Origin of the sequence: Agreia sp. Leaf210 (assembly GCF_001421485.1) — a bacterium.
GTDB lineage: Bacteria > Actinomycetota > Actinomycetes > Actinomycetales > Microbacteriaceae > Agreia.
In genome coordinates this window covers 508,886-526,566 of record NZ_LMKK01000001.1, presented here as the reverse complement: position 1 = coordinate 526,566, position 17,681 = coordinate 508,886, and the positions used below count along the sequence as shown (strand labels likewise).

Sequence of the window (17,681 nt, the reverse complement as noted above, 5' to 3'; positions counted from 1 at the left end):
CGTGGGCAGCTCCCTCCGGGCGGACGGCCTCGCCGAGTCTGTCGATGAAGACGACATGTCCGAGTCGTCGAAGAGATTCAGCTAGATCGTTGGCAAAGAATACGTCGCCCCAGACATCGCCCTTGGGGCCGACATCTGCAGCGGTCTTGATCGAAAGTTGAAGCCCGGGACGTCCCAGTACCGCAAATCGAATTCGAGGCTGTCGTGAAAGCGTGAACACCTTGTGCGCTACTCGCCTAATCATGGTGATCGGCCTTCTGGCGGATATCGGTGGAATCTCGGCCATCGAAAATCGCGACAGTCTCGTTAATAACGTCTCGGAGGCAGGCACCTAGTTGATGGCCGTTCCATTCGTACGGGGAAGGCGTTCCGCCTTGGCTCTCAATCGATCTCTCGACCGCGTGGATCAGAGCTATTGCCAATTCGTCTGGGTCGGTGGGGGCGAGGATCATGTTCGCATGGAGCGCCGTTCGCCCATCGAACTCGTTTGTCACGGCGAGTGCGCCAGAGAGAGCCAGATCGAAGGGTGGATGGCTGGGGTGGGGGCTGTACTGAAGGGAAAGGCCGACGTCGACTGTCGAGAGGAAGGTGAAGTAATCCTCACGAGCGAGTGCTCCGAGGTTTTTCATCGTCATTCCATCCATTAGTTCCACGTCGGGCCCGGCTTCTCCTGCCATGAAAAATTCAACCGGAATACCGAGAGTTTGGGTGGCTTGAGCCGCCAGCCGCAGAGCTGAAATGCCCAGAGAGTAAAGATTGCGTGGCTTTGAGGGCCGCCCGTAATAGAAGATCCGGACGCGAGGATGGGCCTGGCGGGACTCGTAGGTCCGACGCAGGTCGTCGAGGTCGAACGCGGGGGCAAAAATTGCTCGATCAGAGATCTGCGCGCCCTCGTTCTTTCGAAGGTACTCGGCGAGCGGAACCGAATTGACTATCGGTACGAAGCCTGCGTGGTAGGTGGCACGCGCGAGGGTGAACTCCGTAGACCACGTGTTGAAACCTGGTTCGTAGTCTTGAATAAGGTACGCGCATCGAGATCGATCAATCAGTCGGCTCCGGCATGCTACGTCGAGCGCGTGAGCAGTGGACCAATGGGTCGCCAACCAGAAATCGGCGCTGCCGAATTCGGTTGTCGAGATTGCGGACGGGCCGACCACAGAGACCTCGAGCGCCGAATCGACGAAGCCCTGATCGGTCACGTGGTCGCGGATCTCATGCTGCAACGCGTGCTCGTCATCTCTCGAGAGCCCGGTCGACTGGACAAGAACGATTCGAAGCTGAACATCGAGCGCTAGGGCGAGAGCAGACGCGACCTCAAGCGCCGTCTTCACTCCAGCAAATATCGCGTACGGTCGGACTTCGAGAAAGATCACGTTGAGCGCTGCAACGGACGCGGTGGTCGACACGTTCACAAGCGCCATACTCGTCGCGGTCAATCCCGCATATGGATTGCCGTCGTTGTTGGCTGATAGGGCCTCGTCCTGCTCGCGTTGTTTTTGGGGCGTCACATCGGCCGCATGGATTTCTTCTGAAGACTCAGACGATGCAACCAAGGCAGCCCTATCCGGGAGGGAACGGCGCAGCGCGAGGCGGAAGCTACTGTCGAGCATGTACGCGCGAGAAATACGAAGGTAATCCACAAACGCTGACAGTGTGATGGTGCGCATAGTCTCGTTTCCAGCTCGGGAGCGCGCACGCGCACTCATCAGAGAATTCTAACTGGCAGGTCCCGGCCCGAGGATCTGATGCCGGGCGACGAATGGCGTGCGTGACCAGGCACGTGGTGTCAACCCCGCTCGGCGCACTCGCTAAGCTCCGCTCATGGATCAAAGCCGCCGTCTCAGCTCCCTCGACGGGCTGAGAGGCATAGCCGCTCTTGTCGTTCTCGTGCACCACTCGTTACTTCTCGTACCTGCGCTCCTCGCGCCATATCGAGCACCCGCCCCCGTCGTAATTGGTGATGCAGCATGGTGGCTGACATATACCCCCTTGCACCTGTTCTGGGACGGAAGTGTGGCTGTAACGATCTTCTTCGTGTTGAGCGGGTTCGTTCTCTGTCTCCCGTGTGCACAAGGTAGAACTCCGCGATGGGCAGCGTATTATCCGCAGCGCCTCATTCGTCTCTACATTCCAGTCTGGGCCGCCGTATGTCTCGCTTGCGTGACCATAGCTCTCGTTCCGCACGCCTCACCCGAGTCGGTCACTGATTGGGTGGCGGGCCATCCGTCCGAGCTGAACGCCGATGGGTTGCTGAATGACCTGGCGCTCCTCGGACGGCCGGGATTTAGCAATAGTGCGCTATGGACGCTCAAGTGGGAGGTCCTCTTATCGTTGTTGCTCCCTGTCTATGTCATTTTTGGAGGACGCTGGCTACGGGGATGGCCTCTGAAGGTCTGCCTGGTCGTGATGTTGCTACTCGTAGGTGCTTTAGTGGGGCCCGCTGACCGCCCGTACCAGATGGGCGGGCTCTATCAACTCCCCGTATTCGCGCTCGGATCCATGATTGCGTTCGGATGGAACGAGATCGCGTTCCGTCTGGACCGTCTCCCGCGGGCTTTATTGGTCGGGCTATGGGCGATTGCCGTCTTGGGCCTGTCTAGTTATTGGCTCGCTTACGCACCTGGCGTCTACATCGGCCAGCCTCAACTCGTCGCTGTCACGCGTGTAGCGCAGGCTGGCGGAGCCGCACTGCTCCTCGTGCTATCGGCCAGACCTGGCGGGTGGTCAGCGTTCTTGAGTACTCGTCTTGTGCGATGGCTTGGAACGAGGTCATTCAGCCTCTACTTGATTCACGAGCCTTTGGTCGTTGTCGCGGGCAATCTGGCTGGCGCTGCGGGGTTACCCGCGAGATTGGTCATCCCAGGTGTTATCGTCATCGCTCTCGTGCTGACCGAAATCTTCTTTCGTCTAATTGAGGCCCCGAGCCATAGGCTCGCTCGGGCGGTCAACAGGCGGATCAGCAATAGGCAATCGACGCCATCGACTTAGAAAACGACAATATTGAGCGGGACCAGCAACGATAAAACGAGTTGCAAACTCCCCGACTCAGCAGGCCAGGGCACAACTCGCAATCTACTGATGTATTCTCGGACGCGATTGTTGCGCACCTGCGCGGCGCAAATGATTGAGAGTTCATTGCATGGCGGAAATTCAGGGTACTGCAAAGGAACGTCTGGCCCGACTTGACTCCCTGCCCTTTGAGCGTGCAGGGGCGCCTGACCAGCTCGTATCCGGTGCAGCCGGTTCTCTGAAAGACATCTGGAAGCACCGAGAACTGCTTGGCCTTCTCACTAAGCGTGAATTGAAGGCCCGCTACAAAGACAGCAGTCTGGGCTTCGTCTGGAGCTTGATCAAGCCGCTCACCCAGCTGCTTATTTATTACGTGGTCGTGGGCAAGTTCCTCGGCGCCGAGCGCGGCATCCCCAACTTTGCGGTCTACATTTTTGCCGGCCTTACGATCTACACCCTCTTCAGCGAGATCGTAGGCGGTGGCACGTCATCGATCATCGCCAACTCGGGGCTGGTCAAGAAGGTCTATTTGCCGCGAGAGATCTTCCCGCTATCTGCGGTCGGTTCGGCGCTGTTCAACCTCTGTATCCAGCTGCTGATCCTGGTTGTAACAGCCGCACTCGTGGGTACGCTGACATTCGGGCCGCACCTCCTGTACGGGGTCGGGGCGCTCGTCGTGATCATCATCTACGGCACCGCGCTGGGCATTCTCTTATCTGCACTCAATGTCTTCCTCCGCGACGTGCAGTACCTTGTCGAGGTCGTGCTCATGCTCTTCATGTGGGGGTCGCCGATTCTCTATCACTGGACGTTTGCGATCAAGTACATGCCGGAGTGGTTGGCACAGGTTTATCTGAACAACCCGATCACGCTCGCTGTCATCGGGTTCCAGGAAGCGCTGTGGTCGCCGAACTCGTCGTCGGACTCCCTCGATGGTCTAGCGCTGCGCCTCGTCGTGGCCGCTGCCGTAGGCCTCGTCTTCCTCTTCATAAGTCAGCGGGTCTTCTCTCGCCTACAGGGCAACTTTGCCCAGGAGCTTTAACCCATGAGCAGTGCCGTACCCGTCGTACGCGTCGAGAACGTATCGAAGCGATTCATCATTCGCAAAGAGAAAAGCCTGAAAGAGCGCATCGTGAACGCGGGCCGCTCTTCGAAGAACAAAGAAGATTTCTGGGCGCTGAAAGATGTCTCGCTCGACGTCAACGCTGGCACCACGATCGGTCTCATCGGACCGAACGGATCCGGCAAGAGCACCCTGCTGAAGGCCATCGGTGGAATCATTGAACCCACGACCGGTTCGGTGACGCGGCGTGGTCGTCTGGCGGCGCTGCTGGAGCTCGGTGCGGGTTTCCATCCCGACCTGACGGGTCGAGAGAATGTCTACCTCAACGCCTCGATTCTCGGACTCTCGCGTAAGCAGACCGACTTCTACTTCGACGATATTGTCGACTTTTCTGGCATCCACAATTTCATCGACACCCAGGTCAAGTTCTACTCCAGCGGTATGTACGTGCGATTGGCATTCGCCGTCGCGATCCACGTCGATCCCGATCTTCTTCTGGTCGACGAGGTCTTGGCCGTTGGTGACGAGGCGTTCCAGCGTAAGTGCCTCGACAAGATCCGGTCTTTTCAGGCGGAAGGCCGAACCATTGTCCTCGTCACTCATTCGCTAGGGCAGGTCAATGAGCTATGCGACCGGGCTGTACTCCTGAGCTCCGGTGAGTTGATCTTCGACGGAGTCCCTTATGAGGCGACCCAGATGATGCGTGAGGTGCTAGAAGACCGACGGCTTGTAGAGGTCGAAGAAAGGGCCGAGAAAACTGAAGAGCCGGTCGTTTCTGGGCACATCGACTCGGTCGAGGCGTGGGCAGACGGCCGAGCTGTCGGAGACCCGGTGCAACCCGGCGATGATCTCAAGGTGCGGGTCGCATTCAGCCATGACACCGGAGTTCAAGACTGGATCGCTGCGATTCAAATCGATACGTCTATGGGCCAGGCGGTATACGGCACCAGTACGAACCGGTTGGGTATTCAGCTGCTGCCTCTGAGAGAGTCTCGCACCGTCGAGTTCACGGTGAAGAATGTCGCTTTCGGAAGTGGCAAGTACTTCATCAACGCTTCGCTTATCGACGCATCGCACTCCCATTTGGCCGACAAGCCCCAGGCTGCGTCATTCGACGTGCCCTTCTTTGACCTCGCCGGGGGAACGCTGTTTGCTCGCCCCGAGATCGTCGATCTCGGGCGTCTCGACTAAACCGCAATCCTGATCTTCGCCTCGTGAGAAACGGGGACTCTTGCTATCCGCGTCTTCGGATAGCGCGTGAAATGCGATCTACGAAGCGCACCGCCAAGCGCTTCCGGTAGGCGGCGATATCGGTCTGGAGCTCGTTGACGACCATGCCGTATTCCGTGATCTTTGCTCTGAGATGGACGACGTCTGACCTCAGGTCCTGGTTCTCGCCCTCAAACCGCTCGATGTCAGCGGCTGCTCGTCGGGACTTGTCGAGGCGGCTGGCCTCCAACCGACTTTCATACTCGAATAGATGCGAGTCGAAGTCCATATCCGCCGCAGTCAGCTCGATGTCGGGTTCAGGAGAGGCGAGGGCATCGGCTATCCGCCGGTCCTCGATCAGTTCGCCTCGCTGAACCGCCTCGTCGTCGGTCGCGGGAGTCGGGTGACGTGCGAGGAAGTAGGGGAGCAGGATGCCCGTCTTGAATCGCGCATAGTCCTTAAGGCCATGGTGGTTCGGGCTGGGCAGCAGATCGGGGTTGTTTGCGTAAGCCGTGCCGGAGATCTCGACTTTGTTCCTGTACTGCTGCCATGAGCGCGAAGGAAAATGCAATACCTCGATGGCCGCGGCCTCCTCGGGTGCGCCATCCGGCTCTAGACTGACGAAGTGATTTCCTTGGGAGATCTCGATGTTTGGGTCGCCGACGTGGATCGCATTGGCTGTCGGATGGGGCATCAGCCCCTTGTTTTGCAATTCTTCAGCGGAGCGGTGGTCCCGATAGACGAGACGCTGCAGACCCGTTCCTGACAGGGCCGGCGGGCCGACCATATTGGTGACAGGCACAGTGAAGGTGCGAATCGAGTTCGGTGTCATGCGTAGTGCGTCCGCTACCGTCAAAGCCGGATCTGCCGCAATGAAGAACTCGTCTGCATCGGCATTGATGACCCAGTCTGCCCCGAACTGCGTGTAGGCATCCCGGGCCATCTGAGTGACCACCGTGTACTGCTGCTTCTTGTGAACGGGATCGTGGCGCAGCTCGATGAGGCCCCGTGCGGCGAAATCCTGGAGAATTTCCGTGGTGCCGTCGATCGAACCGTTATCGGTCACGATGATGGTGTCGATGCCCTGTTCGATGTGGTGGTCGAGCATGGCCGCGATGATGTCCGCTTCGTCGCGAACCATCACCGTCATCGCAATCTTCATGAGGCGCGCTTTCCCATCTGTCGATCCGCCTCTCACCTCTCGAGCCAACTCGGGCGTCATGGAGGTGACCCGAAAATCCGTATTGGGAGGACGGCGAAGCCAGAGCCCAGCTTAACGCACGCTCCAGTCGGACCCCGGGTGAAGTCGATGGAGGAGTGACCTGGAGGGCGCTGTGGTGACCGAATAGGCTGGCCGCATGGATATGAGAAATCCGGCGAGCCTGATCAAAACCGGTATTGCATCTGCGGCCGGTGCCGCTCGCAAGGGTCTCGGTCACGCGAGAGTGCTCCAGCGCACAGGGCCCCGTGAGTTCCTCGAATTCCAAAAACGAGCACGGCAGGCGCAGGAGGTGCCGCACAAGGTCTTTCCGAATGGGATCACGACCGACCTCCCCACCGGCGACGCCCTGAACTGGCACACTCTCTCCCCGGCGCGGATCGTTCTGGTACTGATGGGCTCTACGGACGACCCCGCTCTGGGCCAATGGCTCGATGAGGCCAGGCAGATGTTGCTCACGCATTTCGTCGTGTCACCACAGCTCGCGGCGAGTCGCCCCTTCGTCGGAGCGGACGACGTTACCTCCTGCGACTTCGTTGAGACAGCCGAGAGCACATCTCTGCCCCAGGTCGTGACGTTCATGCAGCAGTGGTGGCGCAAATGCGACGTCTTACTCGTCGACCTCACGCAGCCACTCATTCCTCTGCTCGACGTCGTCCGGCTGAGACACGCGGCGAACACTTACGATATCGAGGGCGAGGTCGGAGCCGTGACCCCGGCCTACTCCGAGGGCGATCGCACCGTCGCGGGGTTCGACTATGACAGGGCGAGCGGATCGTGGGCGGAGGCTGGCCCCACTCGCACGGACTACGGGCAGGCTGCGATTCCTCGATATGTCCTGACCTCCGGGGTGCATGGCTTCTATCTCACCCACGGCATGATGGATCGGATCATCGTCGATGCGGTGGCGCTCGCTCCATTGGCGACATCCGGCCAGCTTGCTCACCTCGTTATGCAGGGGTGGAAGCAGAACTGGCGCACTCTCGCCTTCACTCCCGTGGTCCTTCCCGTCAGCAACGTCCGTGCCCCGGAGATGACGGTGAGCCAGCGCGAATGGCTGACGCATCGGCCTGTTGTAGACGAGTCCGGTCATCGGCGCGTGATCTTCGTACTGAATGCCACGTCGATCAGCGGCGGTATCAGAACGGTTTTCGAGCAGGCCAACGGTCTGACACGCCGAGGCTTTTCAGTCGAGATCTGGTCACTCGAGGGGGCACCGACGTGGACCGACCTTCTCGTTCCCGTCAGACAGTTCCGCAGCTACTACGACCTGATGGTGGCCCTCCGAAATGAGCAGGCGATAAAGGTCGCGACGTGGTGGGAGACCGGTCAGGTGGTCTGGCTCGCGAGTGTGAATGACGGCGTCCCAGTGCAGTTCGTGCAGGAGTTCGAGACCTGGTTCTACCCCGACGACGCCATTGCGCGGGCTGCCGTGGTCTCGAGCTATCGTCGCGAATTCGCCTACCTCACGACGGCGGACTTCCAGCTCGACGAGCTGCGGGCGGTCGGTGTGGACCCCACCCTCATCCCCGTTGGATACGAAGCCGAATACTACCGGCCGCTGCCCGATGTTCCGCGACGCGACGACACCGTGCTGGCGATCGGACGCTCGTTCTTCCAGAAGAACTTCGCCATGACGCACAGAGCGTGGTCAAGCCTTGGCGAGGCGAGACCGCGCCTGCTGCTGTTCGGCGGCGAGCCGACGATCGTCGACGACGAGCGGTCCGACTATGTCACGACGCCCGACAACTTCACCGTCAATCGGCTCTACAACGAGGCGACCTGCTTCGTGCAAACCTCTCGGCACGAGGGATTCAGCTTGCCCATCATCGAGGCGATGGCAGCCGGATGCCCGGTCATAGCGACCGATTCACACGGAAACAGGGGCTTCTGTCACGACGAGGTCAACTGTCTGATGGTCGATCAGGAAGATGACGCCAATCTCGCTCGTGCGATCGAGAGGCTCATGGGCGACCCCGCCCTTCAGGAAAGGTTGAGGGTCGCTGGGCTGGAAACGGCTGCCAAATTCACCTGGGCGACGATCTTCGATGAGCTCGAGCACTTCTACTTGCGCCTCTGACGTGAAGAGACCTGCCGCACTACCGCCCGGCCGTGTCGCAAAACGGGACCGAACGGAGAACGAACTAGAAGCATCCTGACGAGCTGTCTTGTGCTCGGCACGGCCGGGGCAGGCGCTTCGGTCGGGTGAATGGTCTCCTCGGGGTCGAGTCGAGGGCGCTTGATTGAGGAGAATCCGATAGTGAGCCGCTCGCGCAGCTCCCGGGTCGTCTCGCTCCAGGTCCAGTGCGCGCGGATCGACTCGATGCGCTCGATCGTCGCAGCTCGCATCGCCTCATCAAGCGCGTAGGTACGGATTGCGGCGGCCACCGCTGGCACGTCTGCGACATCGGTCACGATTCCGAGGCCCTGATCATCGATGTACTGGGCGAACCAATCGCCGCGGGAGACGACGCTGGGCAGTCGTGCCCAGAAGTGATCGAGAATACGTGTGCGGAATGCATAGTGGGTCTCGAGTGAGTCCTGGTGAGTCGAGATGGCGATGTCCGCGTCGAGCAGATAGTTCTCGCGTTCCGCGGCCGGCACCCAGTCGTCGAGGAAGAGGACATTGCTTCCGAGTACGCCGAGATCGTCAGCGAGGGTTTTGGCAGCACGAACGGTCGCGGGTTCCCCGATGGATGCATTCGGGTGCGTAGTGCCGTAGAACACCAGCTTGATGTGCGGGTTCTCGTCTACCAGCGATGCGATCGCCCTGATCGGCGTCGCCGCGTCGAACCAATCCCAGATCCCGCCTGCCCAGAGAACGATGAAATCCGACGATTCCAGACCGTGCCGTCCCCGGAGTCCGTGGAAGACGCTTTCGGGTTCTCTGTCCTCTGAGCCGAAGGGAAGGAGCCCGATGATCTCGTCGGCCTTGCGCCCGTGCAGGGTGCTGGGCAGCACACCGAGGCTGGCCATGATGAAGCCCAGCCACCAGTCGCGCTGACGTTCGTTCGACGTGACGAAGTAGCTACCGGCCCGGGCGCAGAACGCGAAGTACTTCACGAGCTCGGAGTATTCGCGATCCTTGCCCTCCTCGTCGGTGAAGCCGCTGATCCGATTCGAGCCGATTGTCTCGACCGGTAGGGCGTTGTAGAGGTCGTAGACAATCGCCACGCCCGCCTCGTTCGCGAGGCGCGCCACGTGCGTGTCGAAGAACTGGCAGAAGATGACGTCGGTGGCAGCGACGAGATCTTCGAGCTCAGAGCGCTCTGTGTAATAGGCGACATCGAACGATCGGCCCTCTTCGTCGAGTGCTGTGCTGCCGTCGACCCCCGCGGCCAGCGTGACGTGCATGTGCGGCGCCAGCGCGCGGGCGATGGAGACGAATCGCAGACCCGGACCGGCCATTCGTTCCCCGATCACATCCGGAGCGACGAGCAGTACTCGGGTTCGGGGATGCGTCTCGCGATCGTGTGGTGGCTGTCCCATGATGAACACAGAGTAATTCATCGATACCGTTGTCTTTATGTCGCTCCTCCCCATTCGTCCGATTGCTCGACGCATCTACCGGGCGCTGCCCGAGTCCGCGCGCGATCGAATCGACCTCGCCCGCCAGGATCGAAGCCTGGCCGATCGCAGTTCCGGCCTTGCGCAGGATCCGAGCATTGGCCTGTGGGTCGCCCGCAATCGTCGCCCGGTCAGCATCGTCATTCCCAGCTACAACGACTTCCCGCTGCTCACGGCATGCCTCGAGGCGGTTCGGGAGACATGCGCCGCCTTCGACTACGAGGTCGTCGTCGTGGACGACTACTGCCAGCCAGCGAATTCGGCGCTGCTTCGTACCCTGGAGTCGTCGCGGGTCCGAGTCATCTTCAAAGAGGAACGACAGGGCTTCGCCGTCTCGGTCAACGTTGGCATGGCCGCCGCCCGGCACGACATCGTTCTGCTCAACAGCGATACGGTTGCGCAGGCTGGATGGCTCGAGGCCCTGCAGTACGGTGCCTACGCCGTCGACGAGAAGGTCGGTCTCGTCAGTCCGAAGCTGGTGTACCCCGACGGGAGAATCCAGTACGGCGGAACCTACTACGCGCGGGTTCTCGCTCCCCAGTGGTTCGGTCACCTCTACGTCGGCAGCGCAGCGAACCGCCCGCTGGCCAACGTGTCGAGTTACAACAGGTCGATCTCGGGCGCCTGCGTCTACATCACTCGAAGCGCATACGAAGAGCTGGGCGGACTCGATGAGACCTACTGGCTTGGATTCGAAGACGTCGACTACGGAATCGAGGCCTGGACCCGCGGTATCCGGTGCCTGTATCAACCCGCGGCGATGGTCGTGCACCACGAATCGGCGACACGCGGCTACAGCCAAGGAGCCCGCGAGCTGGGGTCGATGCGCCACTTCTGGAGGAAGTGGTCGCACCTGTTCCTCGAACGCTCTGTCGGCGAAGACGATCTGCATGTCGACTTCGTCCTGAGTCCCGCATCGTCGGCCCTCTGGTGCGATTACGTGGCGCACCAGGCGTCCGAACTCCAGCGGCTCGGAGTGTCCGCCGCAGTTCTTACGACCGATGCCACCACGGTCGACGAGTCCGTCGTCGCCGACCTCGCGTCGCGCACGAGCCTCAAGATCGCCTGCGATTGGGGCGCAGCCGACACCGTCTGGCTCGGCAGCCTCCACGAGGGCAAGCCAGCCTATCTCCTGCCGACAGTCGAGAGCGGGGCATTTCCTTTGGACCCCGACAAGCAGAGCATGATCGTCTCGAAGTATCGGCCCGAATTCGACTACGTCGCGCCGAACCGCTGGGTCGCGGATCAGCTTCGTGCCGAGAGTGCGTGGGAGACATCGCACCGGGTCGTGCCCGCGCTGCCGACACGACCGCTGGCCCCGGAGCCTGCGGAGAGGGTGGTGGTCTCAGTGAACAACCCGCCATCCGCAGTAGCAGCTATTCGTGCCGTCGCCGAAGCTCATGGACTCACCGTCGTCGTTGAAGACGGTGACATTTCGCGCGCCGCGATCGAGCGACTTTCGTCGGTTCGACCGCTCGCTGTCGTCGCTCTGACGCCTTATGAGAACAGCCTCGAGCCGCTTAGTCTCATGGCCCTCGGAGGAGCCTTCGTCGGCCTGGTAAACGACAAGACGAAGTTCGAGGTACTCGACGGGTACAACGCGCTCCTTGTCGGTGCCGACGGAGGGGAGTCGGGAGCTCTCAGGAAAGCACTCGGGGACGTTGCGACAATGGACTCCGTCGCCACCGAGCTCCGTGAAAACGGACATCGAACCGCCGAGCGCTTCGCACGCATGGCAGGCTCGGAGCTTCGGTCAGCACTGCACACGATCGCCCGAGTCTCGGTCTAGGAGAAACACGTGCCCAGCCCCATCGATGTCTCACCCGAAGAGCAGCTCCGCTTGCTCCGGGCCGAATTCTCTGCGCTCCGCCACTCCGCCGAAGGCTTGTCCGCTCGAGCCGAGTCGCTTGCTCGAGAGGTAGAGCACCTCAAGGCGCAACAGCGTCGAGACCAGAGACTCCTTGCGGAACTCCGGGGCTCGACCGTGTGGAGGACGACCGCGCCCGTCAGGCGAGCCCGGTTCCGCCTCCGCGCCTTTATCGCTTCGGTCCGGCGATGAGCACCGTTTCCCCAGCGATGAGGCTCGCGGCCGATGCGACCGTCATCTCCGACAAGCTTCCTCGCACGGGTCTCAGTCGCGTCGCGGTGATCGCGAGCTATGCGGCGACTCTCGACGTGTCGCGGTCACTCGCCACGCTGGTGGCCGAGTTCGAGTCAGGCGGCTATGAGGTCGTCCTCGTGCGTGCGAGCGATGTTCAAGGCGAACTCCGCTGGCCCGAGTGGTTCGTCGGACATCCGACGGTCGTCGTGAAACCCAACCGCGGATACGACTTCGGCTCCTGGGCGACCGCGCTATCGCTTTTTCCGGTGATCCACACCGTTCCGCTCGTCATACTCACCAATGACAGCCTCGTCGGACCATTCGCATCGCTCGCCCCCACGCTCGAGGCTTTCGAGAGGTCGACAAGCGACGTTTGGGGTATCACCCACACCGAAGAGATCGCGCCGCATCTGCAAAGCTACTGGCTTGGCTTCAGAAACAAAGTGCTCGAGGCGCCGAGCATCAGGCGGTTTTGGTCGAATGTCGACCATATCGACGACAAGGACGAGATCGTTCTGACCTACGAGATCGGTTTCAGCAAGCTGCTGCGTACAGAGGGCTTCGTCTCCGAACCCCTGCTGGATTCGCCCGCGCTCGTTTGGGCGAACCAAAATCCCACGACGGTCGGCTGGTTTCACATGATGAGGCTGGGTTTCCCCTTCGTGAAGGCCATGCTCGTGAAGAATGCGGACCTCTTCCACCTAAACCGGGACATCGACGATGCCGTGGAGCTGCTCTATGGAGAAAAACTACGGGAGTGGATGTGATGAACCCCCAACAATCGAAAACGAGCTCTCGGGTGTTGATGCTGCGGTTGAGGCATATTCTCGGACGTGTTCGCCGAGGCGTCGGTCGACGTCTTATCCAAGTGGGCAATCGGGTCGGGGGAGGCGGAGCGGTCGCCCCGTCCATTCACGCGGACTTCCGCTCCCGCACACTGGATCACTGGTCTCTTGTCCGCAAGACCTCTTTCGGATCGGCGATCCAGGCCGGGTGGGTGCGCGAAGCGCCTCCCGTTATCGAACCGTCGTCCGTCGCTCTCATCGTGCATGTGAACGATGCGGATAGCGGGTCTGTTCTGAAGACGGTCTTGGCCGAGGTCGGTGAAGACATCGATGTGATCATCGTCGATTCGAGAGGCGAAAGTGACGATCGAGAGTTCCAGTCGCTGCCCGCGCGCTCGGTTCGCGTCCTGCCCTTTGATCAGAAGAGCAGTGGGGCACTCGCTCTTGCGCTCCTGGCGGGAACCGGTTTTCTCGACCCCTACGACGTGGTGATCCGAGTACGCGACACAACCGCGCTAAGTCGGTCATGGGTGTCCGAACTCGGCCTCGCAGTGAAAGCTTTCTCGCAAAGATTCGACCTCGGACTCGCCGCCCCCCTCGTGAATCTTCGGCAGGCGCTACCGGACGACGAGAAGGCTGCTGATGTAGCCGCATGGCTCTGGCGCCTGCAGATGGAGCGAGACCGAGCAGCTTTCACGTATTCCGACGGTCCTGTCACCGTTCATCGTGGCTTCGTGATTCAAGCACTCAAGTCCTTCCATTTCATCGAACCCGACTTCGATGAGACCGAAACGACCGAAGTTGCCCGGCTCGAGGCCTCCTTCGACCAGCTCCTCGGGTATCTGACTCGAGAATCGGGTTTCTCGACCGCGGCATTCACGGATCTCGCGAATACCGACCCGACGACGAGCATCGACTCGTCGAAACAGGGTCGCGCGCGCATTGTGGCATTTCGATCGGTCGGCCTTGGAGGAAACCGTCCGGCCGTCGAGGCGGGCTCGGGCGCATGGTCGGAGATCGCGATTGCGCAGCCGCTCTATTCCGGCCATTGGCAGCCGAATCTGCCGCTGAACTCCACCTTTGACGCCCCGGACTCGCCGGAAAGCGTGCGGCACCAGGCGCGGCTGTTGGCCGAGTACGGCCTTGAGGCATTCGCGTTCCGAGTCACCGCCATGAGCGATTTGAGAGACGGCTTCCACGCCGTCGACGCCTTTCTCGAGAACGACACTGACAGGCAATTCTGCCTGGTGTGGGCGCCCGGCTCTGCCCTGGATTTCCCTGGAAACGAACGTCCGCCTCGAATTGCTCAGGGGGAGTCGGACGCGTTTCTTGAGCGCATCCGGCCGTATCTCGAGCACCCAAGGGCGCTGACGCTGGCATCCCGACCTCTGCTCGTCGTCGAGAAACCCCACAGGATCAATGCGTTCGACGAGATGCTCGACGACGATCGTTTCACCGTGCTATCGGTCGACGATGGAACGCCGACGGGTATCGCGCCTCGCAAACCGAACGACGTGACACGGGCGGCGATCCGACTCGGCGACCCCCTTCGGCCCGACTATCGAGGACAGCCCGATGGTCTGGACATGGATCGACGCTACAACCGAGAGATCTACGATTACCGGAGTTTCGCCGAGCAGTGCATCGCGGAGGCTTGGGCTCTTGACGGGCATGAGTTCCCGGCTGTGACTGTCGACTACGACTCGACGTCAATCGGGCGATTCCACGCGGGTCTGCTTCTCGGAGCGAATCCGTTCACTTTTCACCGATGGTTGAGTGCCGCTGTCACCGTTCTCGGCGATCGTGAGATCGGAGAGCGCGTCGTCTTCGTGCAGGCGTGGAGTGACTGGTTCGTTCGTGCTGCGCTCGAACCGTCTGAGAGATTCGAGAACTCCTATCTTCTTGCCGTGCGCGCCGTCGTCGGTCGGCCGTAGCGGCACTGGGCGTGTTGATCGCGATCACTCGCCGTGAATAGATACGATCTAGATGGATTCGCCGCTGCCGGCGTGCCGCTGGGGGTGTATCTGCGTTGTCGAGTCGTCGCATAGTCGGGGCCGTGGTGACGCTTGTTGTCGGCGCGGTCTTTCTTACGGCGTGTGTCGCGCCGTCACCGGATGGCGACGCATCGTCGACACCCACGGTCAGCCAAACCCCGACCACAACACCCACAATGCGCCCGACCGTTCAGCCGACCAACGATCCTGAACCGGTTCCGTCTGGAGTCGAGCCGGTGCTGGTGATCGCCGCCGCCGACGAGGGCGGTAAGACGGCCTCCGCGAGCGGATACATAGCTGGAGTGGTCGAGGACGGCGGCGCCTGCCATTTCGTCTTCGAGGCGAACGGCAAGCAGATTTCGGCTGACAGCGTCGGCATTCCGGATGTCCGCACGACGTCGTGCGGTCTGGTGCAGGTTCCCATAGACGGTCTGGGTAGCGGGTCGTGGAAGATCACGCTCGAGTACACGGCGCTCGACGCCAACCTTTACACGTCACTGAGCGAAACGGTCAAAGTCCCATGATGAGAATCACGAAACTCGTTGCGGCTGCCGCCGTGGGCGCGCTGCTCCTTGTCGGGCTTCCGGCGGTGGTCAGCACCGATGTCGCGCAGGCCGCCACGGCGTCGGACTTCAAGCCGGGCAACATCATCAGCGACGCCCAGTTCTACAACGGCGATGCGATGGATGCCGGTTCGGTACAGAACTTCCTGAACAGTCAGGTACCCACATGCCGCAGTAGTTATGCCTGCCTGACGAACTACCGGCAATCGACACCGACGATGGCGGCGTCGGCGGGGCGCTGCGACACCTATCCGGGCAGCGGCAGTGAATCCGCGGCCGAGATCATCGCCAAGGTCGGTCGGGTGTGCGGAATCAGCCAGAAAGCCATGCTGGTGCTGCTCGAGAAGGAGCAAAGCCTGGTCACGATGTCGAATCCGTCTCAGGGTCGATTCGAATCGGCGACAGGCATGGGATGTCCCGATACAGCTCCGTGCGACTCTTCCGTGGCCGGATTCTTCTATCAGGTGTACTACGCCGCTCGACAATTCAAGATCTACTCGACGTCTCCCAGCTCCTTCAACCACATCGCCGGGCGCAATAACAATGTGCGATTCAGCCCGAACGCGGCGTGCGGCTCGACGTCCGTCTATATAGAGAACCTCGCCACGGCAGGCCTCTACAACTACACGCCGTACCAGCCGAACGCCGCAGCCCTCAACAACCTGTACGGCTCGGGCGACGGTTGCAGCGCATACGGAAACAGGAACTTCTGGCGCATTTACACAGACTGGTTTGGGTCCACGACCGATGCGCTCAACCCGGCCGGGTCGATAGACGAATTCTCGGTCAGCCAGTCGTCAACGGGAGCTACTCTCACGGTGAGGGGCTGGACGCTCGACCTGAAGTCGAGTTCGAAGGTCATCGAGGCACACGTCTACCTCACCAAACCCGACGGTACGACGGCGGGTACGGCTCTCCGGGCGGACAAGAGCCGTCCAGACATCGCGAACGCGTACCCAGGCGCTGGCGCGAATCATGGATACCAGACGACCATCCCTGTGTCGGTAGGCGGCTCTTATCAGGCGTGCGTCTACGGAATCGGCCTTTCGGGCAATAACAGGCTCCTCGACTGCAAGTCGGTTACCATCGCTCAGAATTACCCCCAGGGCACGCTCGACGGGGTCGAGGTGACCGGCAAGGGCGCGAGCACCGCCTTCGCTGTGCGGGGCTGGACGTTCGATCCAAACATCGCGTCGACAGCCATCGAGGCGCATGTGTACATCACGTACCCCGACGGCACCCGCAAGGGTACTGCTCTAAAGGCGAATCAGGCTCGGCCCGACGTCGGTGCCGCGTACCCTGCGGCAGGACCAAACCACGGCTTCTCGTCGACCTTCCCGATCAGTCAGGGCGGCACCTACGAGGTGTGCGTCTTCGGTATCGGAACATACTGGACGAACAAGGGGGCCAACGCCGTCCTCGGTTGTCAGACCTTCAATCTCCCGTCGGCATACCCACTGGGCAGGGTGGATTCTGCTGCATTCGTGCAGGATGACAAGACCGCCGGCATCTCGATCGCGGGCTGGACTTTCGACACAGGTGCAGCAAGCACGTCGATCCCGGTTCACGTGTATTTGACGAAGCCCGATGGAACGACTTCCGGCTACGCCTTCGTCGCCAATAAGCAGAGAGATGACGTGAACCGCGTGTATGGCAGCGGTTCGAACCACGGGTTCTCCGAAGTGATTCCCGTGACGACGCCCGGAACGTATAAGGCCTGCGTTTTCGGTATTGCCGTGTCGCCCCTAAGCGACGGAAAGAACACCTTGTTCACTTGCCAGACCATCAATGCCCCGGCGTCTCCGCCAGTCGGGTCGTTCGACGGGGCCGTCATCACGAAAGCCGCCGATGGAACAGCCACGGTCGCGGTACGGGGGTGGGCATACGACAAGCAGGTCACGCAGCTTCCTGTTCAAGTTCACGTCTACGTCGTGGCCGCCGATGGCTCCCGCGTAGGGACTGCTCTCGTCGCTGATAAGAGTCGACCCGACGTGAATGCCGCATTCCCCGGGGCGGGGATATCGCACGGGTTCGACGGCACGGTCAAAATTAATCAACCAGGAACCTACGATGTCTGCGCGTTTGCTATTGGTACCGCCAAGTTGAATTCCGGATCGAATACTCTGCTCGCGTGTAAGACGGTCGTGAACTGACGAGGAATCGAGCCTGAC

General features: G+C 60.9%; 12 protein-coding genes. 9 read left to right on the top strand and 3 right to left on the bottom strand.

From position 1 onward, the window contains the following. Nucleotides 1-236 precede the first annotated feature (236 nt). Nucleotides 237-1,667, bottom strand: coding sequence for a rhamnosyltransferase WsaF family glycosyltransferase (locus ASE64_RS02505; RefSeq protein WP_055775447.1), 1,431 nt, complete (start codon nt 1,665-1,667; stop codon nt 237-239). A 154-nt stretch (nt 1,668-1,821) separates the two neighbouring features. Here ASE64_RS02505 and ASE64_RS17905 point away from each other — a divergent pair, with 154 nt between their 5' ends. From ASE64_RS17905 to ASE64_RS02490, 3 genes are all read left to right on the top strand, one after another. Then, nucleotides 1,822-2,988, top strand: coding sequence for an acyltransferase family protein (locus ASE64_RS17905; RefSeq protein WP_082465842.1), 1,167 nt, complete (start codon nt 1,822-1,824; stop codon nt 2,986-2,988). A 151-nt stretch (nt 2,989-3,139) separates the two neighbouring features. After that, entirely contained in the window at nt 3,140-4,051 is a 912-nt protein-coding gene (locus ASE64_RS02495; protein WP_055775441.1) for an ABC transporter permease, read from the top strand. Between the two features lie 90 nt (nt 4,052-4,141). Then, a complete protein-coding gene (locus ASE64_RS02490; RefSeq protein WP_326938943.1) occupies nt 4,142-5,263 on the top strand; it encodes an ABC transporter ATP-binding protein in 1,122 nt (373 codons plus the stop codon). A 43-nt stretch (nt 5,264-5,306) separates the two neighbouring features. Here ASE64_RS02490 and ASE64_RS02485 read toward each other — a convergent pair whose 3' ends face one another. Continuing rightward, on the bottom strand, nt 5,307-6,443 hold the full coding sequence (locus ASE64_RS02485) for a glycosyltransferase family 2 protein (RefSeq protein WP_055775436.1): 1,137 nt from the start codon (nt 6,441-6,443) through the stop codon (nt 5,307-5,309). A gap of 196 nt (nt 6,444-6,639) precedes the next feature. Here ASE64_RS02485 and ASE64_RS02480 point away from each other — a divergent pair, with 196 nt between their 5' ends. After that, a complete protein-coding gene (locus tag ASE64_RS02480) occupies nt 6,640-8,580 on the top strand; it encodes a glycosyltransferase family 4 protein (RefSeq protein WP_082465841.1) in 1,941 nt (646 codons plus the stop codon). Here the strand turns inward: ASE64_RS02480 and ASE64_RS02475 are convergent. Next, nucleotides 8,565-9,989, bottom strand: coding sequence for a hypothetical protein (locus ASE64_RS02475; protein WP_156351610.1), 1,425 nt, complete (start codon nt 9,987-9,989; stop codon nt 8,565-8,567). The genes ASE64_RS02480 and ASE64_RS02475 overlap by 16 nt on opposite strands. Nucleotides 9,990-10,026: 37 nt before the next feature. On the opposite strand from ASE64_RS02475, the gene ASE64_RS02470 reads away from it, so the two are divergent. The 5 genes from ASE64_RS02470 (at nt 10,027) to ASE64_RS02450 (ending at nt 17,663) form a co-directional block, all read left to right on the top strand. Further along, nucleotides 10,027-11,856: a glycosyltransferase family 2 protein gene (locus ASE64_RS02470; RefSeq protein ID WP_055775427.1), complete on the top strand. Its 1,830-nt coding sequence runs from the start codon at nt 10,027-10,029 to the stop codon at nt 11,854-11,856. A gap of 266 nt (nt 11,857-12,122) precedes the next feature. Continuing rightward, a complete protein-coding gene (locus tag ASE64_RS02465) occupies nt 12,123-12,935 on the top strand; it encodes a rhamnan synthesis F family protein (protein WP_156351609.1) in 813 nt (270 codons plus the stop codon). Between the two features lie 101 nt (nt 12,936-13,036). Next, entirely contained in the window at nt 13,037-14,887 is a 1,851-nt protein-coding gene (locus tag ASE64_RS02460) for a glycoside hydrolase family 99-like domain-containing protein (protein ID WP_055775421.1), read from the top strand. 125 nt (nt 14,888-15,012) lie between these two features. Further along, nucleotides 15,013-15,471 (top strand): hypothetical protein, encoded by a 459-nt coding sequence (locus ASE64_RS02455; RefSeq protein ID WP_156351607.1) that lies wholly within the window; start codon nt 15,013-15,015, stop codon nt 15,469-15,471. A gap of 32 nt (nt 15,472-15,503) precedes the next feature. After that, complete coding sequence (locus ASE64_RS02450) at nt 15,504-17,663, top strand: hypothetical protein (protein WP_156351606.1); 2,160 nt, start codon at nt 15,504-15,506, stop codon at nt 17,661-17,663. Nucleotides 17,664-17,681 lie beyond the last annotated feature (18 nt).

Coding starts and splice junctions, on each gene's coding strand:
- ASE64_RS02505 (WP_055775447.1), bottom strand. CDS start 1,667: ATGCGCACCATCACACTGTCAGCGTTTGTGGATTACCTTCGTATTTCT.
- ASE64_RS17905 (WP_082465842.1), top strand. CDS start 1,822: ATGGATCAAAGCCGCCGTCTCAGCTCCCTCGACGGGCTGAGAGGCATA.
- ASE64_RS02495 (WP_055775441.1), top strand. CDS start 3,140: ATGGCGGAAATTCAGGGTACTGCAAAGGAACGTCTGGCCCGACTTGAC.
- ASE64_RS02485 (WP_055775436.1), bottom strand. CDS start 6,443: ATGAAGATTGCGATGACGGTGATGGTTCGCGACGAAGCGGACATCATC.
- ASE64_RS02480 (WP_082465841.1), top strand. CDS start 6,640: ATGGATATGAGAAATCCGGCGAGCCTGATCAAAACCGGTATTGCATCT.
- ASE64_RS02475 (WP_156351610.1), bottom strand. CDS start 9,989: ATGGGACAGCCACCACACGATCGCGAGACGCATCCCCGAACCCGAGTA.
- ASE64_RS02470 (WP_055775427.1), top strand. CDS start 10,027: ATGTCGCTCCTCCCCATTCGTCCGATTGCTCGACGCATCTACCGGGCG.
- ASE64_RS02465 (WP_156351609.1), top strand. CDS start 12,123: ATGAGCACCGTTTCCCCAGCGATGAGGCTCGCGGCCGATGCGACCGTC.